The following is an 18,564-nucleotide window of genomic DNA, read 5'->3' as shown; positions in this document are numbered from 1 at the left end:
GTTCACGACCCTCAAAGCATGGGAGGCTCTGTTCATTGCGAGCCTGAAGTCGAGGAGAGTGAATCCTTGCGGTCCGACGCCAACATCGCGGGACCGATGACCGATCCGGTCCCCGGTCCCCGTACCGAGTCGGCGGGGGAGGATGTTTCACGTGAAACACCGCCCCCGATGGACGACACCCCCATCGGTCGTGCTGCCCAACTGGCGGTGGAAGCCCTGGGCCGTGCAGGCGAAGGCCTGCCACGACCCGAGCAGACCCGAGTCATGGTGGTTGCCAACCAGAAGGGTGGAGTGGGCAAGACGACGACAACCGTCAACCTCGCCGCTTCACTCGCTCTGCACGGCGCGCGCGTCCTGGTCATCGACCTCGACCCGCAGGGCAACGCCTCCACGGCTCTGGGTATCGACCACCACGCGGAAGTGCCGTCCATCTACGACGTGTTGATCGACAGCAGGCCGCTCTCCGAAGTCGTGCAGCCGGTCCCCGATGTCGAAGGACTCTTCTGCGCCCCGGCCACCATCGATCTCGCCGGTGCGGAGATCGAGCTGGTGTCGCTGGTGGCACGGGAGAGCCGACTGCAGCGGGCGATCCAGGCGTACGAGCAGCCGCTGGACTACGTCCTCATCGACTGTCCGCCGTCGCTCGGGCTTCTGACGGTCAACGCCCTGGTTGCCGGCGCGGAGGTGCTGATCCCCATCCAGTGCGAGTACTACGCACTGGAAGGCCTCGGCCAGCTCCTGCGCAACGTCGACCTGGTGCGGGGGCATCTCAACCCCCATCTGCATGTCTCGACGATCCTGCTCACGATGTATGACGGCCGGACCCGGCTCGCCTCCCAGGTGGCGGACGAGGTGCGCACCCACTTCGGCGAGGAGGTCCTGCGGACGAGCATTCCCCGCTCGGTCCGCATCTCCGAGGCGCCGAGCTACGGCCAGACCGTGCTCACCTACGATCCGGGATCGAGCGGTGCCCTCTCGTACTTCGAGGCGGCACGGGAGATCGCGCTACGCGGCGTCGGCATTCGCTACGACGTACAGCACGCCCACATGGGCGCTCAGAATGATCAGCACAGCACGACGGAGGGGATGCAGTGAGCGAGCGACGGAGAGGGCTGGGTCGAGGCCTCGGCGCCCTGATCCCTGCGGCCCCGACGGAGAAGTCGACCGCCCAGGCCATGAGTGGAGCTTCGGCCTCGCCCAGTGCCGTACCGGTACTCACCGCCGAGCGGGGTGTGGCGGCCGCGAAGGTGGCGGCGCTCCCGCAGAGCCCCGTTTCACATGAAACGGAGCAGCCGCTGAACGAAGCGGTGGAGGCCGAGGAGAGTCCCGTCGGTGCGCACTTCGCCGAGCTGCCTCTCGACTTCATCACGCCCAACCCGAGGCAGCCCCGTGAGGTCTTCGACGAGGATGCCCTCGCAGAGCTGGTGACCTCCATCAAGGAGGTCGGGCTTCTCCAACCTGTCGTCGTACGGCAGGTAGGGCCCTCGCGCTACGAGCTCATCATGGGCGAGCGGCGCTGGCGGGCTTGCCGTGAGGCAGGGCTTGAGCGCATCCCGTCGATCGTCCGCGCGACGGACGACGAGAAGCTCCTCCTGGACGCTCTCCTGGAGAACCTGCACCGTGCGCAGCTGAACCCGCTGGAAGAGGCTGCCGCCTACGACCAGCTACTCAGGGACTTCAACTGCACTCACGATCAGCTGGCGGACCGGATCGGCCGTTCCCGCCCGCAGGTCTCGAACACGCTGCGGCTGCTGAAGCTGTCCCCGGCGGTTCAGCGCAGGGTCGCTGCCGGAGTGCTCTCCGCGGGCCACGCTCGTGCTCTGCTGTCCGTCGAGGACTCGGAAGAGCAGGACCGCCTGGCGCACCGGATCGTGGCCGAGGGGCTCTCGGTGCGTGCTGTCGAGGAGATCGTGACCCTCATGGGCTCGCGGCCGCAGAGTACGCCGCGGGCCAAGGGGCCGCGTGCGGGCGGTCGGGTGTCGCCGTCGCTGACCAGCCTCGCCACTCGACTCTCCGACCGGTTCGAGACCCGCGTGAGGGTGGACCTGGGGCAGAAGAAGGGCAAGATCGTCGTCGACTTCGCCTCGCTGGAGGACCTGGAGCGCATCCTCGCGACGCTCGCTCCGGGCGAGGGGCCGGTCCTGAAGAACGGGCTCGCCGAGGACTCCGCCGAGGACGACACGTCCGAGGGCGAAGAGGCCTGAGCCCATCAGTCAGTCCGCCGAGAGCGGGCCGTGTCCGGTGTGTCCCGGAACACGGCCCGCTCTTTGCTTTCCTACGGTATCGGTGCAATCGCTTCGTGGATACGATGCGAGTGGGTATGGCACATCCAGCTGGCGGCACCTCATTGGGGAGGGGGAGGGCCATGCGATCGGTGAGCCGGACCGGATTGATGACTGCGGGCCTTGGGCTAGGAGCTGTCGGCGGATTCGTCGGCAGCCTGCTGAAGGAACGGAGCGCTCTGACTGCCGCCCGTGATGCGGCGGGCGAAGGAAGTGAGGAACAGCCTTCATGGGGCGTCGGCTCGTACCGCTCACGCTGGACAACCTTCCGGACCTTCCCCAGCGTTGCCGGACGTGTGTCTTCTGGGAGCTGGACCCGGTCAGTGGCCAGGCCGCGGTAAAGGCGGGTACGCCCGAGCTCGAAAAAGAGGCGTGGATCTCCGCGGTCCTGCTTGAGTGGGGGTCCTGCGGTCGGGTCGTCTACGTCGACGATCTTCCGGTGGGCTTCGTGCTGTACGCCCCGCCGGCCTATGTGCCTCGTGCCACCGCCTTCCCGACGAGCCCCGTGTCCCCCGATGCCGTGCAGCTGATGACCGCGTGGATCATGCCGGGTTATCAGGGCCAGGGGATCGGCCGTGTCATCGTCCAGACAGTGGCGAAGGATCTGCTGCGTCGGGGGTTCAAGGCGATCGAGGCTTTCGGGGATGCCCGATGGGAGAAGCCCGCCTGTGTGCTCCCCGCCGATCACCTGCTGGCGGTGGGCTTCAAGACGGTCCGTCCACACCCCTCATACCCGCGGCTGAGGCTTGAGCTGCGTACGACGCTGTCCTGGAAGGAAGACGTCGAGATGGCGCTCGATCGGTTGCTGGGGGCGGTGCAGAAGGAGCCCGTGCTCCGGCCGCTCTGATCTTGCCCGGCGCCGACGACCCCTGTCATGCGAATGGGCCAGCCCTGCAGGGCTGGCCCATTCGTGTTTCACGTGAAACAACGCGTCGCCTGTTGTGGCGTCGCTCGTTACTCGGAGATGAAGTCCTCGAGGTCGCGCTCCAGGGCCGCCTTCGGCTTGGCGCCGACGATCGTCTTGGCCACCTCGCCGCCCTGGTACACGTTCAGGGTCGGGATGGACATGACGCCGTACCGGGCCGCGATGCCGGGGTTCTCGTCGATGTTGAGCTTGACGATCTCGATCTTGTCGCCGTGCTCGGCCGCGATCGCCTCAAGCGACGGCGCGATCTGGCGGCACGGTCCGCACCATGCAGCCCAGAAGTCCACCAGGACGGGCTTGTCGTTCTTCAGGACGTCTTCCTCGAAGGAGGCGTCGGTCACGTTCTTCAGAGTGCCGGCCACGGCGGGCTCCTTAACTCGGTGATGCGGTGGGGAGGAGGGGATGTCAGACGGTGGCGGCGGCCGTCTCGCTGTCCACGAGGGCAGCGAGGAACCGCTCGGAGTCCAGGGCGGCGGAGCAGCCGGTGCCGGCCGCCGTGATCGCCTGGCGGTACGTGTGGTCGACGACGTCACCGGCGCCGAACACGCCGGGCACGTTCGTCCGGGTCGAGGGGGCGTCCACCTTCAGGTAGCCCTCGTCGTCCAGGGTGAGCTGGCCCTTGAAGAGCTCCGTGCGCGGGTCGTGGCCGATCGCGATGAAGAGGCCGGTCACGGGCAGCTCGGAGGTTTCGCCCGTCTTCAGGTTGCGCAGCGTCAGGCCGGAGAGCTTCTGCTCGCCCTTGATCTCGGCGACCTCGCTGTCCCAGACGAAGCTGATCTTCGGCTCGGCCATCGCGCGCTCCTGCATCGCCATGGACGCACGCAGGCTGTCGCGACGGTGCACGATCGTCACGGACTTGGCGAAGCGCGAGAGGAAGGTGGCCTCCTCCATCGCGGTGTCGCCGCCGCCGATCACGGCGATGTCCTGGTCCTTGAAGAAGAAGCCGTCGCAGGTCGCGCACCAAGAGACGCCGCGGCCAGAAAGCGCGTCCTCGTTCGGCAGGCCGAGCTTGCGGTGCTGGGAGCCCGTCGTGACGATGACGGTCTTCGCGCGGTGCACGGTGCCCGCCGTGTCCGTAACGGTCTTGATCTCGCCGGTGAGGTCGACGGAGATCACGTCGTCCGGCACCAGCTCGGCGCCGAAGCGCTCGGCCTGGGCCCGCATGTTGTCCATGAGCTCGGGGCCCATGACGCCGTCCTGGAAGCCGGGGAAGTTCTCCACCTCGGTGGTGTTCATCAGCGCACCGCCTGCGGTGACGGCGCCCTCGAACACCAGGGGCTTCAGCGACGCTCGCGCGGTGTAGAGCGCCGCCGTGTAGCCGGCGGGCCCGGAGCCGATGATGATCACGTTACGGACGTCGGTCACGGCTTGATTCCTCGTCTCTGGAGACTGCTGCGTACTGCTGGTGGGTGCCTGTCTCAGGTCTCTCATCCCACCCAACGGATCCTACGGGGCATGCATTCCCGACGTGTCCGAGCGCACGGAAGCATGTCAGGGGACGCCAGGATGCCACGTTGAGCCGGGTCTCTCGCCGCAGTGGTGGGGAGGTCAGGGCCGCGCGTAGGAGTTGGTCAGCAGAACCTTGCCCGCAGCGGAGGCCGACGACGCCTTGTCCACGCACGTCGCGTCGACCACGTACGCGGAGACCTTCGTCGTGTCGGAGTCATGGGACGCCACGACGAGGTAGGCGTCCTTCCCCTTATAGGTGCCCTCTTCGGCGGCGAGAGGGGTCCTGTCGCCGATGCCGAGCTGGATGCACGTCGGGACGGTGACCGTGGCCTCGCGCATCTTCTGTTCCTTCGGAGACTCCGGGCTGGACCGCACGTCGAAGGACGGCTTGTCGCTGCCGGACTCGGGACCGGTGGTGGGCGCCTTGGCGAGCAGGTCCGTCACCTGACCCTTGAGCTTGTCCTCGGAGAAGGCGTGGGCGGAGTCGCTGTGCTCCGAAGCCGTCTCACCCGAGTCGCCGCCCATGTTCTGCAGCAGCAAGGAACCCAGACCGATCGCGGCCGCCGTGAAAACGGCACCCAGCACTACATTGCGCCGTCGGCCGCCCCGCAAGCGACTGCGTCGTCCAGGCCCAGTGGCAGCGCGGGAGTGCCCCGCGGGACGGTCGGCGGGCTCGGCGCGTTGCGCGGAGGCGGGCGATGTTTCACGTGAAACACGTGCGGCGGCCGTCGGCTTCGGTTCTGGTTCTGGTTCTGGATCCATCGCCTCGACGGATCCGGGTGCGATGGAGTCAAGGAGTGCCTCCGCCGCCAGTGCGGCGTCGATCCGTCCTGCGACATCGGTCGGCATCCGTGGCGGCCCCGGCAGAGTGCCGAGAATCCCCCGGATCTCTTCCAAGGAGTCGTAGACGTCGGCACAAAGCTCACAGTCGTCCAGGTGCTGTCGGACATCGACGGTCCGGGACGGAGGCAGCAACCCCTCCGTGAGGTCGGAGATCTCGGCGACTTCTGGGTGCCCGGCCGAATCGGTCGTGGTTGTCACGCTCGCCCACCTCCGCCCTTCACAGCAGCTGAATCGCTTGGTCCCGCGTCCCGTGGCCCCGCTGCAGGTGGGACGGATGTCCCCTGCGTCCGGTTCCTTCCCGGGCCAGACTTCTTGTCTTGCTCGTCGTCGCCGCCGTCTCCGCTCTGCTTACGGGGTTCGCTACGCAGGTGGGTGAGCAGCGGCAGCAGTCTGGCTCTGCCGCGAGCGCAACGGCTCTTCACGGTGCCGGTGGGTACTTCCAGCACGCTGGCAGCTTCGGCCACCGGGTAGCCCTGCATGTCCACGAGGACGAGGGCGGCGCGCTGGTCGTGCGGCAGGGTGCCCAGAGCTTCGATGAGCTCGCGGTGGAGATCGCCGCGCTCGACGGGCGCTTCCGCCGACTCATGCGGGTCGAGGAGCTGCTCGAGCCGTTCGGTGTCGTCGATGGGGGACGTCTTGCGGGACGCCGCCTTGCGGGCCCTGTCGAGGCAGGCGTTCACGGTGATCCGGTGCAGCCACGTCGTGACGGCCGACTGACCGCGGAAGGTGTGGGCGGCGCGGTAGGCGGAGACCAGGGCGTCCTGGACGGCGTCAGCGGCTTCCTCGCGGTCGCCCAGCGTGCGCAGGGCCACGGCCCACAGGCGGTCGCGATGGCGCCGGACGAGCTCGCCGAAGGCGTCCTTGTCTCCTGCCACGTGGCGGGCCAAGAGGTCCTGGTCGCTCATCTCGCCGTGCGTGGTGTCGTCCACCGTCGAACCCCCTCCCCCGGTGAGCCTCGGCCTCAGCCTGCGAACTTCACTTCCGTGATGGCCTGCTTGTACCCAGCACGGCTGTACTCGTCACCGGCCGACTTCGGTACATCGGTGAGCCAGACGAGCACGAATTGTGTCTTGACCGGCTTCTTCGCCTTGACCGTCACCGTGGTGCCCGTGGTCGTGCCGCCGCCGATCGCCTTCATGCCGGTCGGAGGCGTCGTGGAGGACAACGAGTCCGCGGCGTAGAGCTTGACCGTCGTGTGGTCCCCAGCGTCGCGGAGCTGGATCGACGCGCTCGACACGTCCTGCTCCTTGCCCAGGTCATAGATGATGCCGACGCCGGACTTGTAGGGCGCCAGCCGAGGGCCGTCTATGAAGCTGTTGGTCCGCCAGTACGTCGACTTGTTGCCGTCGTAGGAGTTGGGGACGCTTTCGGGGTTCTGCGCATTGCCGTCGAGGACGTACTCCCGGCCATCGGAGATCGTGATGGGCTCCGCAGGCTTCGGCTTGTTCTTGTCGCCCTCGTCGGAGGTGTCCGTGTTCCCGGGCTCATCGGAGTTACCGCGGTCCATCAGTGCGTCGGCGAGCTGCCAGCTGCCGAGCCCCAGGGCGGCGATGAGCAGTGCGGACACGGCCCACTTGAGGGCCTTGCCGGTACGGCTCTGCAGCGGGGGCGGCGGGGTGGGGACCGGCTGGGTGGCGCCCGGGCGGGGCGTCGTGCGGCCGTACGTGCCCTGCTGATAAGTCGTGCGCTGGTACTCGGGCGGTGCGGTGAACGCGGGCTCCGGAGGGCGGATGCGCGGCATCTCGCCGATCGCCTTCACCAGCTCCTCCGGCGTCGTGCACGGCGGCTCCTGGCGGGAGGCCGTCGCGCCCTCGTTCACGAGCGCGCGCATGGCGAGCTCGGAGAGGCCCCTGTGCACGCCTGCGCGCACCTGGTCGGGGGCGATGAGGCCGACGCCCTTGGGGAGCCCGGAGAGGCCGTACGCGTCGTCCTCGTACGGCCAGCGCTGGGTCAGCGAGGCGTACAGGAGCGCGCCGATCGCTTCGGTGTCCGTGCGCTGCGGGGTGTCCGAGCTGATGCCGCGAAGCGCCGCGTTCACGGCGAGGCCGCGGATGCGGTACTGACCGGAGGACGTCCGCAGCACCGCGCTCGGGGTCAGCCGCAGGTGGGCGAGCCCCTCGCGGTGGGCGGCCGCCATGGCCTGGGCGACCTGACTGACGAGCTGGTACGCGTCGTGTGCCTCGAGAGGACCGGCGGCGAGCAGCGCGGTCAGTTCCGTGGCGTCGGGCAGCCACTCGTGCACCACGTAGACGAGGTCGTTCTCCTCGACCGCGTCCAGGACGTGGACGAATCGGGGATCGCCGAGCAGCGCCGACGAGCGGGCCGCGGCGAGCACTGATCGTGCCCGCGGATGGTCGGCCGGCAGCAGGTGCACGCCGACAGCCCGGCGGAGCTTCTCGTCCACCGCACGCCAGCTGCTGAAACCGTCCAGACGGGTGACGCACTCTTCGAGTCGGTAGCGTCTGGCGAGCTTGTGGCCGCTGTGCAGCTCGGGGGGTGATGCCGCCCCCGCGCCCATGGGCTCACCCATCTCTGCTGCGCCTTCTTCTGCCGTTTCCCGCTCCCGGGTCTGGGCCACCCCGTCGGCCGTGGCCTCGTCCGCCTTCGCGGTCAGCGGCTCATCGCCGCTGTTGTCTGCCACGTCGACGGCAGCCGTGCTCCGTTCCGCCACCGTCGTTCCTGCCTCCCCATCCATCGCGCTTCGTCAGACGCCAAAGCCAATTGTGCCCACAGTCCGGCGCTATGCACGACACGCGGTGGCCGGTGATGGTTGTGCGAACCCCTGTATCTCACCGTCCGAGACGGCCGCGGACCATCCCGACCATCGAATTGAGCTCCGCAATCCGCATCTTTCGGGCGGCCACGAAGAAGACACCGCCGAGAATGACTCCGCCGACCACCAAGGCGATCAGGGAACCGCCCGCGCCGTCGCCCAGAGCCTTGAGGATTCCGTAACCTGCGGCGCCGCCGAGAAGGGCCGCGGGGATGCACGCCATGGAGAGCCGGGCGTACGTACGCAGGACTTGAGTGCCGTCCAGATCGCCGCCGAGGCGGTTGCGCAGCCTGCGCCAGGCGACACCGACGCCGACCGCGTAGGCGAGGCCGTACGAGGCGGCCATGCCGACCACGGCCCACTCCGCGGGCAGGAGCACGTAGGCCAGGACGCTCGCCGCCGCGTTGACGGCGGCCACGATGACCGTGTTGTAGAAGGGCGTCCGGGTGTCCTCGTAGGCGTAGAAGCCGCGCAGGACGACGTACTGCACCGAGTACGGGATCAGCCCCAGGCCGAACGCCATCAGGACGAAGCCCATGGACTGGGCGGCCTGGCTGCCGCTGGAGGCGAAGAGCAGGGTGCACATCGGGACGCCGAGGGCGACGAACGAGAAGGCGACCGGGACGATCGCCACCGCGGAGGTGCGCAGTCCCTGCGAGATGTCGTCACGAACCGCGCCGGGGTCGTTGTCGTGGGCCGACCGCGAGATGCGGGGCAGCATGGCCGCCATGACGGAGACGGTGATGATGGCCTGCGGCATGCCCCAGATCAGCTGGGCGTTGGAGTAGGCCATGATGCCCGAGCCGTCCTTGCCGGAGGCCTTGCCCGCTGCGGTGGCCAGCTGGGTGACGACGAGCACGCCGGCCTGGTTGGCGAGGACGAAGAGCACCGTCCACTTGGCGAGCTTGACCGCCTTGCCGAGGCCGTGGCCCTTCCAGTCGAAGCGCGGCCGGAACCGGAAGCCCGTCTCGCGCAGGTACGGGATCATCGCCAGGGCCTGGACCACCAGACCGAGCAGGGTGCCGATGCCGAGGAGACGGACACCGTCCGCCGGGATCGTATGCACGTCCATGCCGGAGTCGCCTGAAGTGCCGTAGACCCAGATGAACAGGCCGAACGTGAAGATCATGACGATGTTGTTGAGGACCGGCGTCCACATCATCGCGCCGAACTTGCCGCGGGCGTTGAGGATCTGGCCCATCACCACGTGCACGCCCATGAAGAAGATGGTGGGCAGGCAGTAGCGGGCGAAGGTGACCGCGACGTTGTTGGCCGCCTCGTCGTTCGCGATGGGGGTCGACATGAGCTTGACCAGCAGCGGAGCCGCGAAGACGGCGAGGCCGACGATGAGCCCCAGCGCGACCATGACGAGGGTCAGCAGACGGTTGGCGTATGCCTCGCCGCCGTCCTTGTCGTCCTTCATGGCTCGCACCAGCTGCGGCACGAACACGGAGTTGAGGCCGCCGCCGACGGTCAGGATGTAGATCATCGTCGGCAGCGTGTACGCGACGGTCCAGGCGTCTCCGAGCGTCGCGGCGCCGAGGGCCGCGGTGATCACCATGGTGCGCACGAAGCCGGTGAGGCGCGAGACCATCGTGCCCGCGGCCATCACCGCGCTCGACTTCAGCAGGCTCGATGCCCGCCCGCCGCCGCCCGACTTCGGGGCCGGGGCGGGGGCCGGGGGAGCTGCCGGTGCCGGGACCATCGGAGGCTCGGCGGGCTGGTAGCCGCCCTGCTGCTGATACCCGTCGCCCTCGGGGTACCCAGGGCTCTGCGGGTAGCCGTTGCCCTGGGGGTAGCCGTCCTGCTGGTAGCCACCGGACTGCTCGCGGTAGCCGCCGGGCTGCTGGTCCCGGAAGAGGTGGGCGAAGGCGTCCGGCTCGTGGCGCTCCTCGCCGGCCTGGGTGACCAGGTCGTCGACGCCCACGAATTGCGTCGTGCGGGCGTCGTCACCGTACGGGAGGTGCCGGGTCGGGCCTTCGGGTTCGGGGGCCGGGGTCTGCGCCCACACGCGAGGGTCCGGGGCGTGCTGAGGGGAGGGCGGCTGAGCGTAGAGCGGCTGAGGGTCCTGGTAGTAGCCGGGCGGCGGCGGGGGGTGCGCGGCGCGGTCGTACAGCGCCTCGGTCACCGGGTCCTGGGCGGCGAGATCCTGTGCCCGGTAGGGATCCTGGTCGTAGGCATCCTGGAGGTAGACGTCCGGCGCAGGCTGGGGTGGCACCTGCCCGTCCTCAGGAGGACCGGAACCGCCCGCACCCTGGCCACGGTCACCGTCGTACGGCGCGTTCATGGATTACCCCACCTCATCGTCCCCGGGCCCACCGGCCACGACATCGCTCAACGGTCCACTCTCTCACCCGTGTCCGACGGGTCGGTGCTTTCCGGAGCGGTGTCCGGTGTCGGGTCACTCGGCTGCTCGGGGTCGTCCTCCCCGGGCTCCGTGCCGGACTCGCCGTCAGGCCCGTCCTCAGGGCCCTCCTCCGCCTGCTTCCGGGCGGCCCGCTTGCGCTGGGTGTACATCCGGAATCCGGCGAGGACGAGGAGCAGCACGCCGCCCGCGATGACCAGCATCACCGTGAGGGTGATCTCGGTGACGTTCACATCGAACTGGACCCTCTTGCCGTACGGCTGCCCGTCCTCGGTGTAGAGCTGGGCGTAGACAGGGACCGGGCCGTTGGCATTGGCCGTGGTGGTGAACTTCACCGACTGGGCATGCCCGCCCGAGACCCTGACCTCCTGCTCCGAGTAGGCCTTGCCACCGATCTTCAGACGGGTGGGGTTCTCCGACGTCAGGCGCAGAACCATGTGATCGACGCCCTGCACCAGGTTGTTCTGCACCGTCACGGGGATCGTCGCGCTGCGCCCCGAGAGCTTCGCGTCCGACTTGTCGATCAGCGCCACTTGCTCGACGAGCGTGGTCAGGTAGGCCGCCACGCCCTGGCGGAATGTCGCTGCCTCAGCGGCCCTGCCCCGCCAGGACGTGGACATCTCGCGGTCTATGGCCCGTCCGAAGGGTGTGATGACGCGGTCGGGCTCGCTGAGGATCGTCTGGAAACGGTTGAGCTTGTTCTTGGTGCCCTGGATCGACGTGAAGGCCGACTTCGGCAGCTCCTGCTTGCGCAGCGCCGCCGGATAGGACCTGGCCGACGGGACCTGGGTCGTGGCCGCCGGGTCCGGCTTCGCCTTGGCCGCGGCCGAGAGATCCTGCGGCTCGGACCAGCGCTCTTCGGAGAGCGCGGTCAGGGCCTTGGCCATCGACTGGGCCTGGCTGGCGGACGGCATGCGCTGCGGGGCCACCACGATGCTCCGCTGCTTGTCCGGGTCCTGCAGCGTGACCATCAGGCTCTGGGCGAGGAACTGCTGCACGGCGAGCGTGGAGTTCTCGGCCCCCGTCATGTCGCCCTGGAAGGCCGTGGACAGGCGTGCGTCGGCCACCACGGCCGTCGTGCCGCCACCGATGGGCCGGGCGGCGTTGGGCGTGTACGGCAGCGCGTTGCCCTCACGCAGGCTGTCGCTCCGGGCGATCACCGAGTGGGCGCCCGCCGAGGTGGAGACGTCGACGATCGACGGGTCGAGGGCGCCGTCCACGGGCCATGCGAAGTCCGACTGCGGCTTGACGTGGAGGATGGAATCCACGGCCAGTGCCCCCGCGTCAGTGGCGTCCTTGAGCTGGCCCAGGGAGCCGGTGACGGTCCTGCCGTTGTGGGCCAGCGAGGCCAGGTCGGGATCGGCGAAGGGCAGCGCGACGACCTTCTTGTTCTTCACGGTCTGCTCGAGCTTGTTGAGCCACTCCTTGGCGAGGGCCTGGTTCTTTCCCGCCGTGGTGCCCTTGCCGTCGGCGGTCTGCACCCGGTAGTTCCGCGTCATGTGGTCGACCGAGGCCAGCAGGTCGGGGTCGACGACCCAGGTCACATCGAGCTGACGGCCCAGGGACAGCATCTGCTCCAGGCGACCGCCCGGAGCGAGCTCCTTGGCCAGGTCGTCGTCCGTGAAGACGGGCGTCTGCTGCTCGTCCGAGCCGGTCTCCGCCGTGAGGTGCGAGGTGGAGATGAGCGGCCACAGGTAAGTCGTCTTGGTCTTGGTGTCGGCGGCGCCCGACTGCCACGGCAGGAACGTCCGCTCGAAGCCGAGTACCTGGGACCACGGCTGGGCCGTGGTCCGGCCGGTGAGCGAGACGCCCAGCTGGTAGACACCGTCGGCGCCGAGGTCCAAGGCCTTGACCGGGACGGAGATGCTGAAGTCCTGGCGGATGCCGGGGGCGAGCTTGGCGAACTTCTTGACGTACTTGCCGCCCACCTCGGTGCCGTCGGCTCCCGGCCGGTAGCCGGTGCGCTTGGCGGCGGAGTCGATCTGGCTCCGGCCGTTCAGGACCGGCCCCAGGCGCAGCCCGACCTGGGCCCCTGTCACCGGCTGCTTGCTTTCGTTGGTGACGGTGCCGGAGATCGTGAGCGTGTCGCCGTCCGTCGGCGCGGTGGGTGTGAGTTTGTTGAGCGAGACGTCGACGGTGTTCGAACCGGTGGCGTCTGCCGGCGCGCTCGGCGTCGCGGCGTGTGCTGTCGGCTCTGCCGACAGCTGCAACACGCCGGCCAGCAATGGGGCCCCAGCCAGCAACGCTGCCGTACGCCGCAGCCACCGGCGGGCAGGTGAGGGACTGGTCCCCGGGAAGTCTGCCGCCTCGGCCACGCGTTGCCCGTCCTCGTTGTCGTCAGTGGTCGTCGGTTGTGCGTCCACGCATGGTAACGAGGTGCGCTGTGGCGAAGTGCCGCGGACTGCTCCACATGATCGGAAGACCTGGCCGGAGAGGGGCGCGCGACCCTGGAGGCCCCGCCGAAAACGGGGCGGCTGGGGGCGTCCGGGGCACGTACCCTTTTCTGTTGTGCCGAACGCCAATGAAGAAAATCCCAGCGCACTGAGTCAGGTGCAGCGCCGCGCGGTCAGTGAACTGCTGCGTGTGTCCCCTGTCGCGGACGACCTTGCCCGCCGTTTCCAGGAGGCCGGGTTCTCTCTCGCCCTGGTCGGTGGGTCGGTCAGAGACGCGCTCCTTGGCCGGCTCGGCAATGACCTGGACTTCACGACAGATGCCCGGCCCGAGGACGTACTGAAGATCGTCAGGCCGTGGGCGGACTCGGTCTGGGAGGTCGGGATCGCCTTCGGCACGGTCGGGAGCCAGAAGGACGCCCGCGTCGGAGACGCTGATCAGCGCTTTCAGATCGAAGTCACGACATATCGGTCCGAGGCCTACGACAGGACCTCGCGCAAGCCCGAGGTGTCGTACGGCGACTCCATCGAGGAAGACCTCGTGCGCCGTGACTTCACTGTCAACGCGATGGCCGTCGCTCTCCCGGAGAAGGAGTTCATCGACCCGCACGGAGGGCTCGAGGACCTGGCGGAGCGTGTCCTGCGCACCCCAGGGACCCCGGAGGACTCCTTCTCCGACGACCCGCTGCGCATGATGCGGGCTGCCCGGTTCGCCGCGCAGCTCGACTTCGAGGTGGCTCCGGAGGTCGTCGCGGCGATGAAGGCCATGGCCGAGCGCATCGACATCGTCTCCGCGGAACGTGTCCGTGACGAATTGAACAAGCTGATCCTCTCGCCGTACCCGGCGAAGGGGCTGGCTCTACTTGTCGACACAGGTATCGCCGACCGTGTGCTGCCGGAGCTTCCGGCGCTGCGTCTGGAGAGTGACGAGCACCACCGTCACAAGGACGTCTATGACCACTCGCTGATCGTCCTCGAGCAGGCGATGGCGCTGGAGGAGGACGGCCCGGACCTGACGCTGCGGATCGCGGCGTTGCTGCACGACATCGGGAAGCCGCGGACGCGACGCTTCGAGGACGACGGCCGGGTCTCCTTCCACCACCACGAGGTGGTGGGCGCCAAGATGACCAAGAAGCGGATGACGGAGCTCAAGTACTCCAACGAGCTCGTCAAGGACGTCTCGCGTCTGGTGGAGCTGCACCTGCGCTTCCACGGCTACGGGACGGGTGAGTGGACGGACTCCGCCGTACGCCGTTACGTACGCGACGCGGGCCCCCTCCTCGACCGGCTGCACAAGCTGACCCGGTCCGACTGCACGACGCGTAACAAGCGCAAGGCCAATGCGCTGTCGCGTGCGTATGACGGCCTTGAGGAGCGCATCGCGCGGCTCCAGGAGCAGGAGGAGCTGGACTCCATCCGCCCGGATCTCGACGGCAACGAGATCATGGAGATCCTGGATGTACGGCCGGGCCCGGCGATCGGCCAGGCCTACAAGTTCCTTCTGGAGCTGCGGCTGGAGAACGGACCCATGGAGCGGGACGCGGCGATCGCGGCGCTCAAGGAGTGGTGGGCCGCGCAGGAGTGAGAGGGGCCAGGCGCGATGTTTCACGTGAAACATCGCCCCGGATCCGGACATGCGAAGGGGGGGCACTGTTTCACGTGAAACAGTGCCCCCCCTTCGCGTAGGCGCTACTTGTTCTTCAGGCAGAGCACCACGTCGTGGCCGCTACCGGTCTGGTAGTAGGAGACCTCGGTCCCCTTGACCGCTTCGCACTTGCTGACGCTGCTCGTGTTGTCGAACTTCTCGATGACCTCGAACTCGGCGTCGCTCGAGGAGCAGTCGGTGTTCTTGAGGTCCGGCGCGGACTGTGTGCCCTTGTTGTGCAGGCAGTCACCGACGGCCGTCGTCTCGGCGTCGCTCTGGCCGAAGTACCACTTACCGGCGGCGATAAGGATGGCGACGACTATGAAGCCACCGATGCGCAGCATGAGCTTCTTGCCGCGACCACCACTCGGTGCGGCCGGCGGAGGAACCGGCGCCCCCTGGTTGTACGGCGGGTAAGGCTGCTGCGGCACGGTGGGCTGACCGGGCTGGCCCGGCTGCCCGGGGTGCGGCTGCACGCCCTGGCCGTACGGATTCTGGCCCTGGGGCGGAGTAGTCACTTGGGGGTCCCCCTCGAACGGAAGCGCAATGGCGCGGATACGACGTCCGTAAGTTATAGGGATGCGGGGACATCTCTGAAGCCCAGAGGTGCTCTGTGTCACTGATGTGACACTTACTGCACGCCAAATCTGGCCATAGCGGCAGCAATTGCTGCGTAGATAACGGCCACCGTGACCACCAGCGGCACCGATCGGCCGTCAGGTGGCAGCATCAGCGCCGCCACTCCCGCCGCGGCGACGAACGCGACGTTGAACAGGACGTCGTAGACCGAGAAGATCCGGCCACGGAAGTTGTCCTCCACCGCCGACTGCACCACCGTGTCCGTGGCGATCTTCGCCCCTTGCGTCGTCAGCCCCAGCAGGAACGCGGCGATGAGGAGCGGGGTCGGCGTGAAGGGGAGGGCGAGCGCCGGTACCAGGATCGCTGCGGCGCCCGCGCAGGTGATGATCCAGCCGCCGGCCGTCAGTCTGCTCACCGCCCAGGGAGTCAGCACGGCCGCAGCGAAGAAGCCCGCCCCCGAGGCCCCCACGGCGAGCCCGAGCAGGGCCAGCCCGTCGGACTCCGAGGACGACCACGCGTACCGGCAGAGCATCAGGACCATGACCGTCAGGGCGCCGTAGCAGAACCGCATGAACGTCATCGCGAGCAGCGCACGGGCGGCCGGGCGTCTCTGCGACAGATGCCTCACCCCGGACACCAGATCCCGCGCCGTGCCGGACAACGCCGCGACGAGGCGAGGCTGCACCACCTCCGGGTCCGGACCCAGCAGCTCACGCGCCATCCGTAGTGAGGCGAGCGCCGCGCAGAGATACAGGGTGGCCCCGAGCAGGATGACCGCCGCGTCCGAGTCGGGGCCCACCAGGCGCACGACGAACGCGAGGCCACCGCCCACGGTGGCGGCGAGCGTTCCCGCAGTCGGTGAGAGGGAGTTGGCCACCACCAGGCGCTCGGCGTCGACCACACGCGGCAGCGCGGCCGAGAGCCCGGCGAGGACGAAACGGTTGACGGCCGTGACACAGAGCGCGGAGGCGTAGAACAGCCAGTCCGGTACGCCGCTCAGCATCAGCACCGCGGTCACCGAGGCGAGAGCGGTCCGCAGCAGGTTGCCGTAGAGAAAAACCTGACGGCGTGGCCAGCGGTCGAGGAGGACGCCGGCGAAGGGGCCGACCAGTGAGTACGGGAGGAGCAGCACCGCCATCGCGGAGGCGATGGCGCCCGGCGAGGTCTGCTTCTCCGGCGAGAAGACGACGTACGTGGCGAGGGCCACCTGATAGACGCCGTCCGCGCCCTGGGAGATCAGCCGCACGGCGAGCAGCCGCCGGAAGTCCCGCAGGCGCAGCAGTACGCGCAGGTCACCGACGACAGCCATGATCCCCAGCCTCACATACGAGGAGGGTCCCCGGGCGGATTGCCCGGGGACCCTCAACAGCCGTTCAAGGGGCGAGCTTTAGCGCTCGACCTCGCCCTTGATGAACTTCTCGACGTTCTCGTACGCCTCGTCGTCGAAGTACTGCACGGGCGGGGACTTCATGAAGTACGAGGACGCGGAGAGGATCGGGCCGCCGATGCCGCGGTCCTTGGCGATCTTCGCGGCGCGCAGGGCGTCGATGATGACACCGGCCGAGTTCGGGGAGTCCCAGACCTCGAGCTTGTACTCCAGGTTCAGCGGGACGTCACCGAAGGCGCGGCCCTCGAGGCGGACGTACGCCCACTTGCGGTCGTCGAGCCACGCCACGTAGTCCGAGGGGCCGATGTGGACGTTGTTCTCGCCCAGCTCACGGTCGCGGATCTGCGAGGTGACGGCCTGCGTCTTCGAGATCTTCTTGGACTCGAGGCGGTCACGCTCCAACATGTTCTTGAAGTCCATGTTGCCGCCGACGTTGAGCTGCATGGTGCGCTCGAGACGGACACCGCGGTCCTCGAACAGCTTCGCCATCACGCGGTGCGTGATGGTGGCGCCGACCTGGGACTTGATGTCGTCGCCGACGATCGGGACGCCTGCCTCGGTGAACTTGTCGGCCCACTCCTTGGTGCCGGCGATGAAGACCGGAAGGGCGTTGACGAAGGCGACCTTGGCGTCGATGGCGCACTGCGCGTAGAACTTCGCAGCGTCCTCGGAACCGACGGGCAGGTAGCAGACGAGGACGTCGACCTGCTTGTCCTTGAGGACCTGGACGACGTCGACCGGGGTCTCGTCGGACTCCTCGATGGTCTGGCGGTAGTACTTGCCCAGGCCGTCGAGGGTGTGGCCGCGCTGGACGGTGACGCCCTTGCTCGGCACGTCGCAGATCTTGATGGTGTTGTTCTCGCTGGCGCCGATGGCGTCCGTGAGGTCGAGGCCGACCTTCTTGGCGTCCACGTCAAAGGCGGCGACGAACTCGACATCACCGACGTGGTACTCGCCGAACTGGACGTGCATCAGGCCCGGGACCTTGGCGTCCGGGTCTGCGTCCTTGTAGTACTCGACGCCCTGGACCAGCGAGGCGGCGCAGTTGCCCACGCCGACGATGGCTACGCGAACCGAACCCATTCCGGTTGCTCCCTGTGTGATCTGTGTATTCCGGATGAGACCCCGCGGACCGCGGGGCCTCACTTGGCGGTGTCATCGGACGGATCCGGCGGCGGGTTCGTGTCCCGCCGCCGGGGCAGGCCGCCCGACTCCCCAGATGTGCTGTCGTGCTGAGCGGAGCCGTCCGGGGCGGACCGTTGCTGGTCCCGCCCCGCGCGCTCGCTCTCGATGAGCTCGTTCAGCCAGCGCACTTCGCGCTCCACGGACTCCATTCCGTGCCGCTGCAGCTCAAGCGTGTAGTCGTCCAGGCGCTCCCGGGTACGGGCCAGGGAGGCGCGCATCTTCTCCAGACGTTCCTCGAGGCGGCTGCGACGCCCCTCGAGCACCCGCATGCGTACGTCCCGCGAGGTCTGCCCGAAGAAGGCGAAGCGGGCGGCGAAGTGTTCGTCCTCGTACGCGTCGGGGCCGGTCTGGGAGAGCAGCTCCTCGAAGTGCTCCTTACCTTCCGCTGTCAGCCGATAGACGATCTTGGCGCGGCGCCCGGAGAGAGGCGCCGCGAGCGTCTCCTCGGGGGTGCCGCCCGTTTCCTCGATCAACCAGCCGTTGGCGACCAGCGTCTTGAGGCAGGGGTAGAGCGTCCCGTAGCTGAAGGCGCGGAACACTCCCAGCGAAGTATTGAGCCGTTTACGCAGCTCATAGCCGTGCATCGGGGACTCGCGCAGCAGGCCGAGGACGGCGAACTCGAGGATGCCGGAGCGTCTGCTCATCTTCGCCTCCCGTCTGTCAGCGTCTGTCGACACGGTCTTTATGCCGAGCTGATGTATCGACTCGATACATCGAGACGATAGAACGGCCCGCCTGTTG

15 protein-coding genes are annotated in these 18,564 nt (G+C 68.3%); 4 read left to right on the top strand and 11 right to left on the bottom strand.

The features are described 5' to 3' along the window. The first annotated feature begins 18 nt into the window (after positions 1–18). From ACWGIH_RS15210 to ACWGIH_RS15200, 3 genes are all read left to right on the top strand, one after another. On the top strand, positions 19–1,095 hold the full coding sequence (locus ACWGIH_RS15210; protein ID WP_453451502.1) for a ParA family protein: 1,077 nt from the start codon (positions 19–21) through the stop codon (positions 1,093–1,095). Then, positions 1,092–2,204, top strand: coding sequence for a ParB/RepB/Spo0J family partition protein (locus tag ACWGIH_RS15205; protein ID WP_453451501.1), 1,113 nt, complete (start codon positions 1,092–1,094; stop codon positions 2,202–2,204). Before ACWGIH_RS15210 ends, ACWGIH_RS15205 begins: the two co-directional genes overlap by 4 nt. Before the next feature lie 307 nt (positions 2,205–2,511). Next, a complete protein-coding gene (locus ACWGIH_RS15200; RefSeq protein WP_363210329.1) occupies positions 2,512–3,129 on the top strand; it encodes a GNAT family N-acetyltransferase in 618 nt (205 codons plus the stop codon). A gap of 107 nt (positions 3,130–3,236) precedes the next feature. Here the strand turns inward: ACWGIH_RS15200 and trxA are convergent, their stop codons facing one another. The 7 genes from trxA to ACWGIH_RS15165 form a co-directional block, all read right to left on the bottom strand. Next, positions 3,237–3,569 carry a thioredoxin gene (trxA, locus tag ACWGIH_RS15195; RefSeq protein ID WP_190082982.1) on the bottom strand — a complete coding sequence of 111 codons (333 nt, stop codon included), beginning with the start codon at positions 3,567–3,569 and terminating at the stop codon, positions 3,237–3,239. Positions 3,570–3,612: 43 nt separating this feature from the next. Then, on the bottom strand, positions 3,613–4,572 hold the full coding sequence (gene trxB, locus ACWGIH_RS15190; RefSeq protein ID WP_453451500.1) for a thioredoxin-disulfide reductase: 960 nt from the start codon (positions 4,570–4,572) through the stop codon (positions 3,613–3,615). 183 nt (positions 4,573–4,755) lie between these two features. Next, entirely contained in the window at positions 4,756–5,241 is a 486-nt protein-coding gene (locus ACWGIH_RS15185; RefSeq protein ID WP_453451499.1) for a hypothetical protein, read from the bottom strand. A gap of 452 nt (positions 5,242–5,693) precedes the next feature. Continuing rightward, positions 5,694–6,428 carry an RNA polymerase sigma factor SigM gene (gene sigM / locus ACWGIH_RS15180; protein WP_453451498.1) on the bottom strand — a complete coding sequence of 245 codons (735 nt, stop codon included), beginning with the start codon at positions 6,426–6,428 and terminating at the stop codon, positions 5,694–5,696. 32 nt (positions 6,429–6,460) lie between these two features. Then, a complete protein-coding gene (locus ACWGIH_RS15175; RefSeq protein WP_453451497.1) occupies positions 6,461–8,170 on the bottom strand; it encodes a protein kinase family protein in 1,710 nt (569 codons plus the stop codon). Between the two features lie 118 nt (positions 8,171–8,288). Further along, positions 8,289–10,559 carry a murein biosynthesis integral membrane protein MurJ gene (gene murJ, locus ACWGIH_RS15170; RefSeq protein ID WP_453451496.1) on the bottom strand — a complete coding sequence of 757 codons (2,271 nt, stop codon included), beginning with the start codon at positions 10,557–10,559 and terminating at the stop codon, positions 8,289–8,291. A gap of 47 nt (positions 10,560–10,606) precedes the next feature. After that, positions 10,607–12,952, bottom strand: coding sequence for a DUF6049 family protein (locus ACWGIH_RS15165; protein ID WP_453451515.1), 2,346 nt, complete (start codon positions 12,950–12,952; stop codon positions 10,607–10,609). 193 nt (positions 12,953–13,145) lie between these two features. On the opposite strand from ACWGIH_RS15165, the gene ACWGIH_RS15160 reads away from it, so the two are divergent. After that, on the top strand, positions 13,146–14,612 hold the full coding sequence (locus tag ACWGIH_RS15160; protein WP_453451495.1) for a CCA tRNA nucleotidyltransferase: 1,467 nt from the start codon (positions 13,146–13,148) through the stop codon (positions 14,610–14,612). A gap of 104 nt (positions 14,613–14,716) precedes the next feature. Here the strand turns inward: ACWGIH_RS15160 and ACWGIH_RS15155 are convergent, their stop codons facing one another. From ACWGIH_RS15155 to ACWGIH_RS15140, 4 genes are all read right to left on the bottom strand, one after another. Further along, on the bottom strand, positions 14,717–15,190 hold the full coding sequence (locus tag ACWGIH_RS15155; RefSeq protein WP_453451494.1) for an LppU/SCO3897 family protein: 474 nt from the start codon (positions 15,188–15,190) through the stop codon (positions 14,717–14,719). Positions 15,191–15,303: 113 nt separating this feature from the next. Then, complete coding sequence (locus ACWGIH_RS15150) at positions 15,304–16,560, bottom strand: MFS transporter (protein ID WP_453451493.1); 1,257 nt, start codon at positions 16,558–16,560, stop codon at positions 15,304–15,306. Between the two features lie 78 nt (positions 16,561–16,638). Beyond that, positions 16,639–17,721 (bottom strand): inositol-3-phosphate synthase, encoded by a 1,083-nt coding sequence (locus ACWGIH_RS15145; RefSeq protein ID WP_453451492.1) that lies wholly within the window; start codon positions 17,719–17,721, stop codon positions 16,639–16,641. A gap of 59 nt (positions 17,722–17,780) precedes the next feature. After that, on the bottom strand, positions 17,781–18,467 hold the full coding sequence (locus ACWGIH_RS15140) for a helix-turn-helix transcriptional regulator (protein ID WP_453451491.1): 687 nt from the start codon (positions 18,465–18,467) through the stop codon (positions 17,781–17,783). Positions 18,468–18,564: the final 97 nt, after the last annotated feature.

The organism is Streptomyces sp. NPDC054872, from assembly GCF_053610705.1.
This window is presented reverse-complemented; position numbering and strand designations above follow the sequence as displayed.

Coding starts and splice junctions, on each gene's coding strand:
- ACWGIH_RS15210 (WP_453451502.1), top strand. CDS start 19: ATGGGAGGCTCTGTTCATTGCGAGCCTGAAGTCGAGGAGAGTGAATCC.
- ACWGIH_RS15200 (WP_363210329.1), top strand. CDS start 2,512: ATGGGGCGTCGGCTCGTACCGCTCACGCTGGACAACCTTCCGGACCTT.
- murJ (WP_453451496.1), bottom strand. CDS start 10,559: ATGAACGCGCCGTACGACGGTGACCGTGGCCAGGGTGCGGGCGGTTCC.
- ACWGIH_RS15150 (WP_453451493.1), bottom strand. CDS start 16,560: ATGGCTGTCGTCGGTGACCTGCGCGTACTGCTGCGCCTGCGGGACTTC.
- ACWGIH_RS15145 (WP_453451492.1), bottom strand. CDS start 17,721: ATGGGTTCGGTTCGCGTAGCCATCGTCGGCGTGGGCAACTGCGCCGCC.
- ACWGIH_RS15140 (WP_453451491.1), bottom strand. CDS start 18,467: ATGAGCAGACGCTCCGGCATCCTCGAGTTCGCCGTCCTCGGCCTGCTG.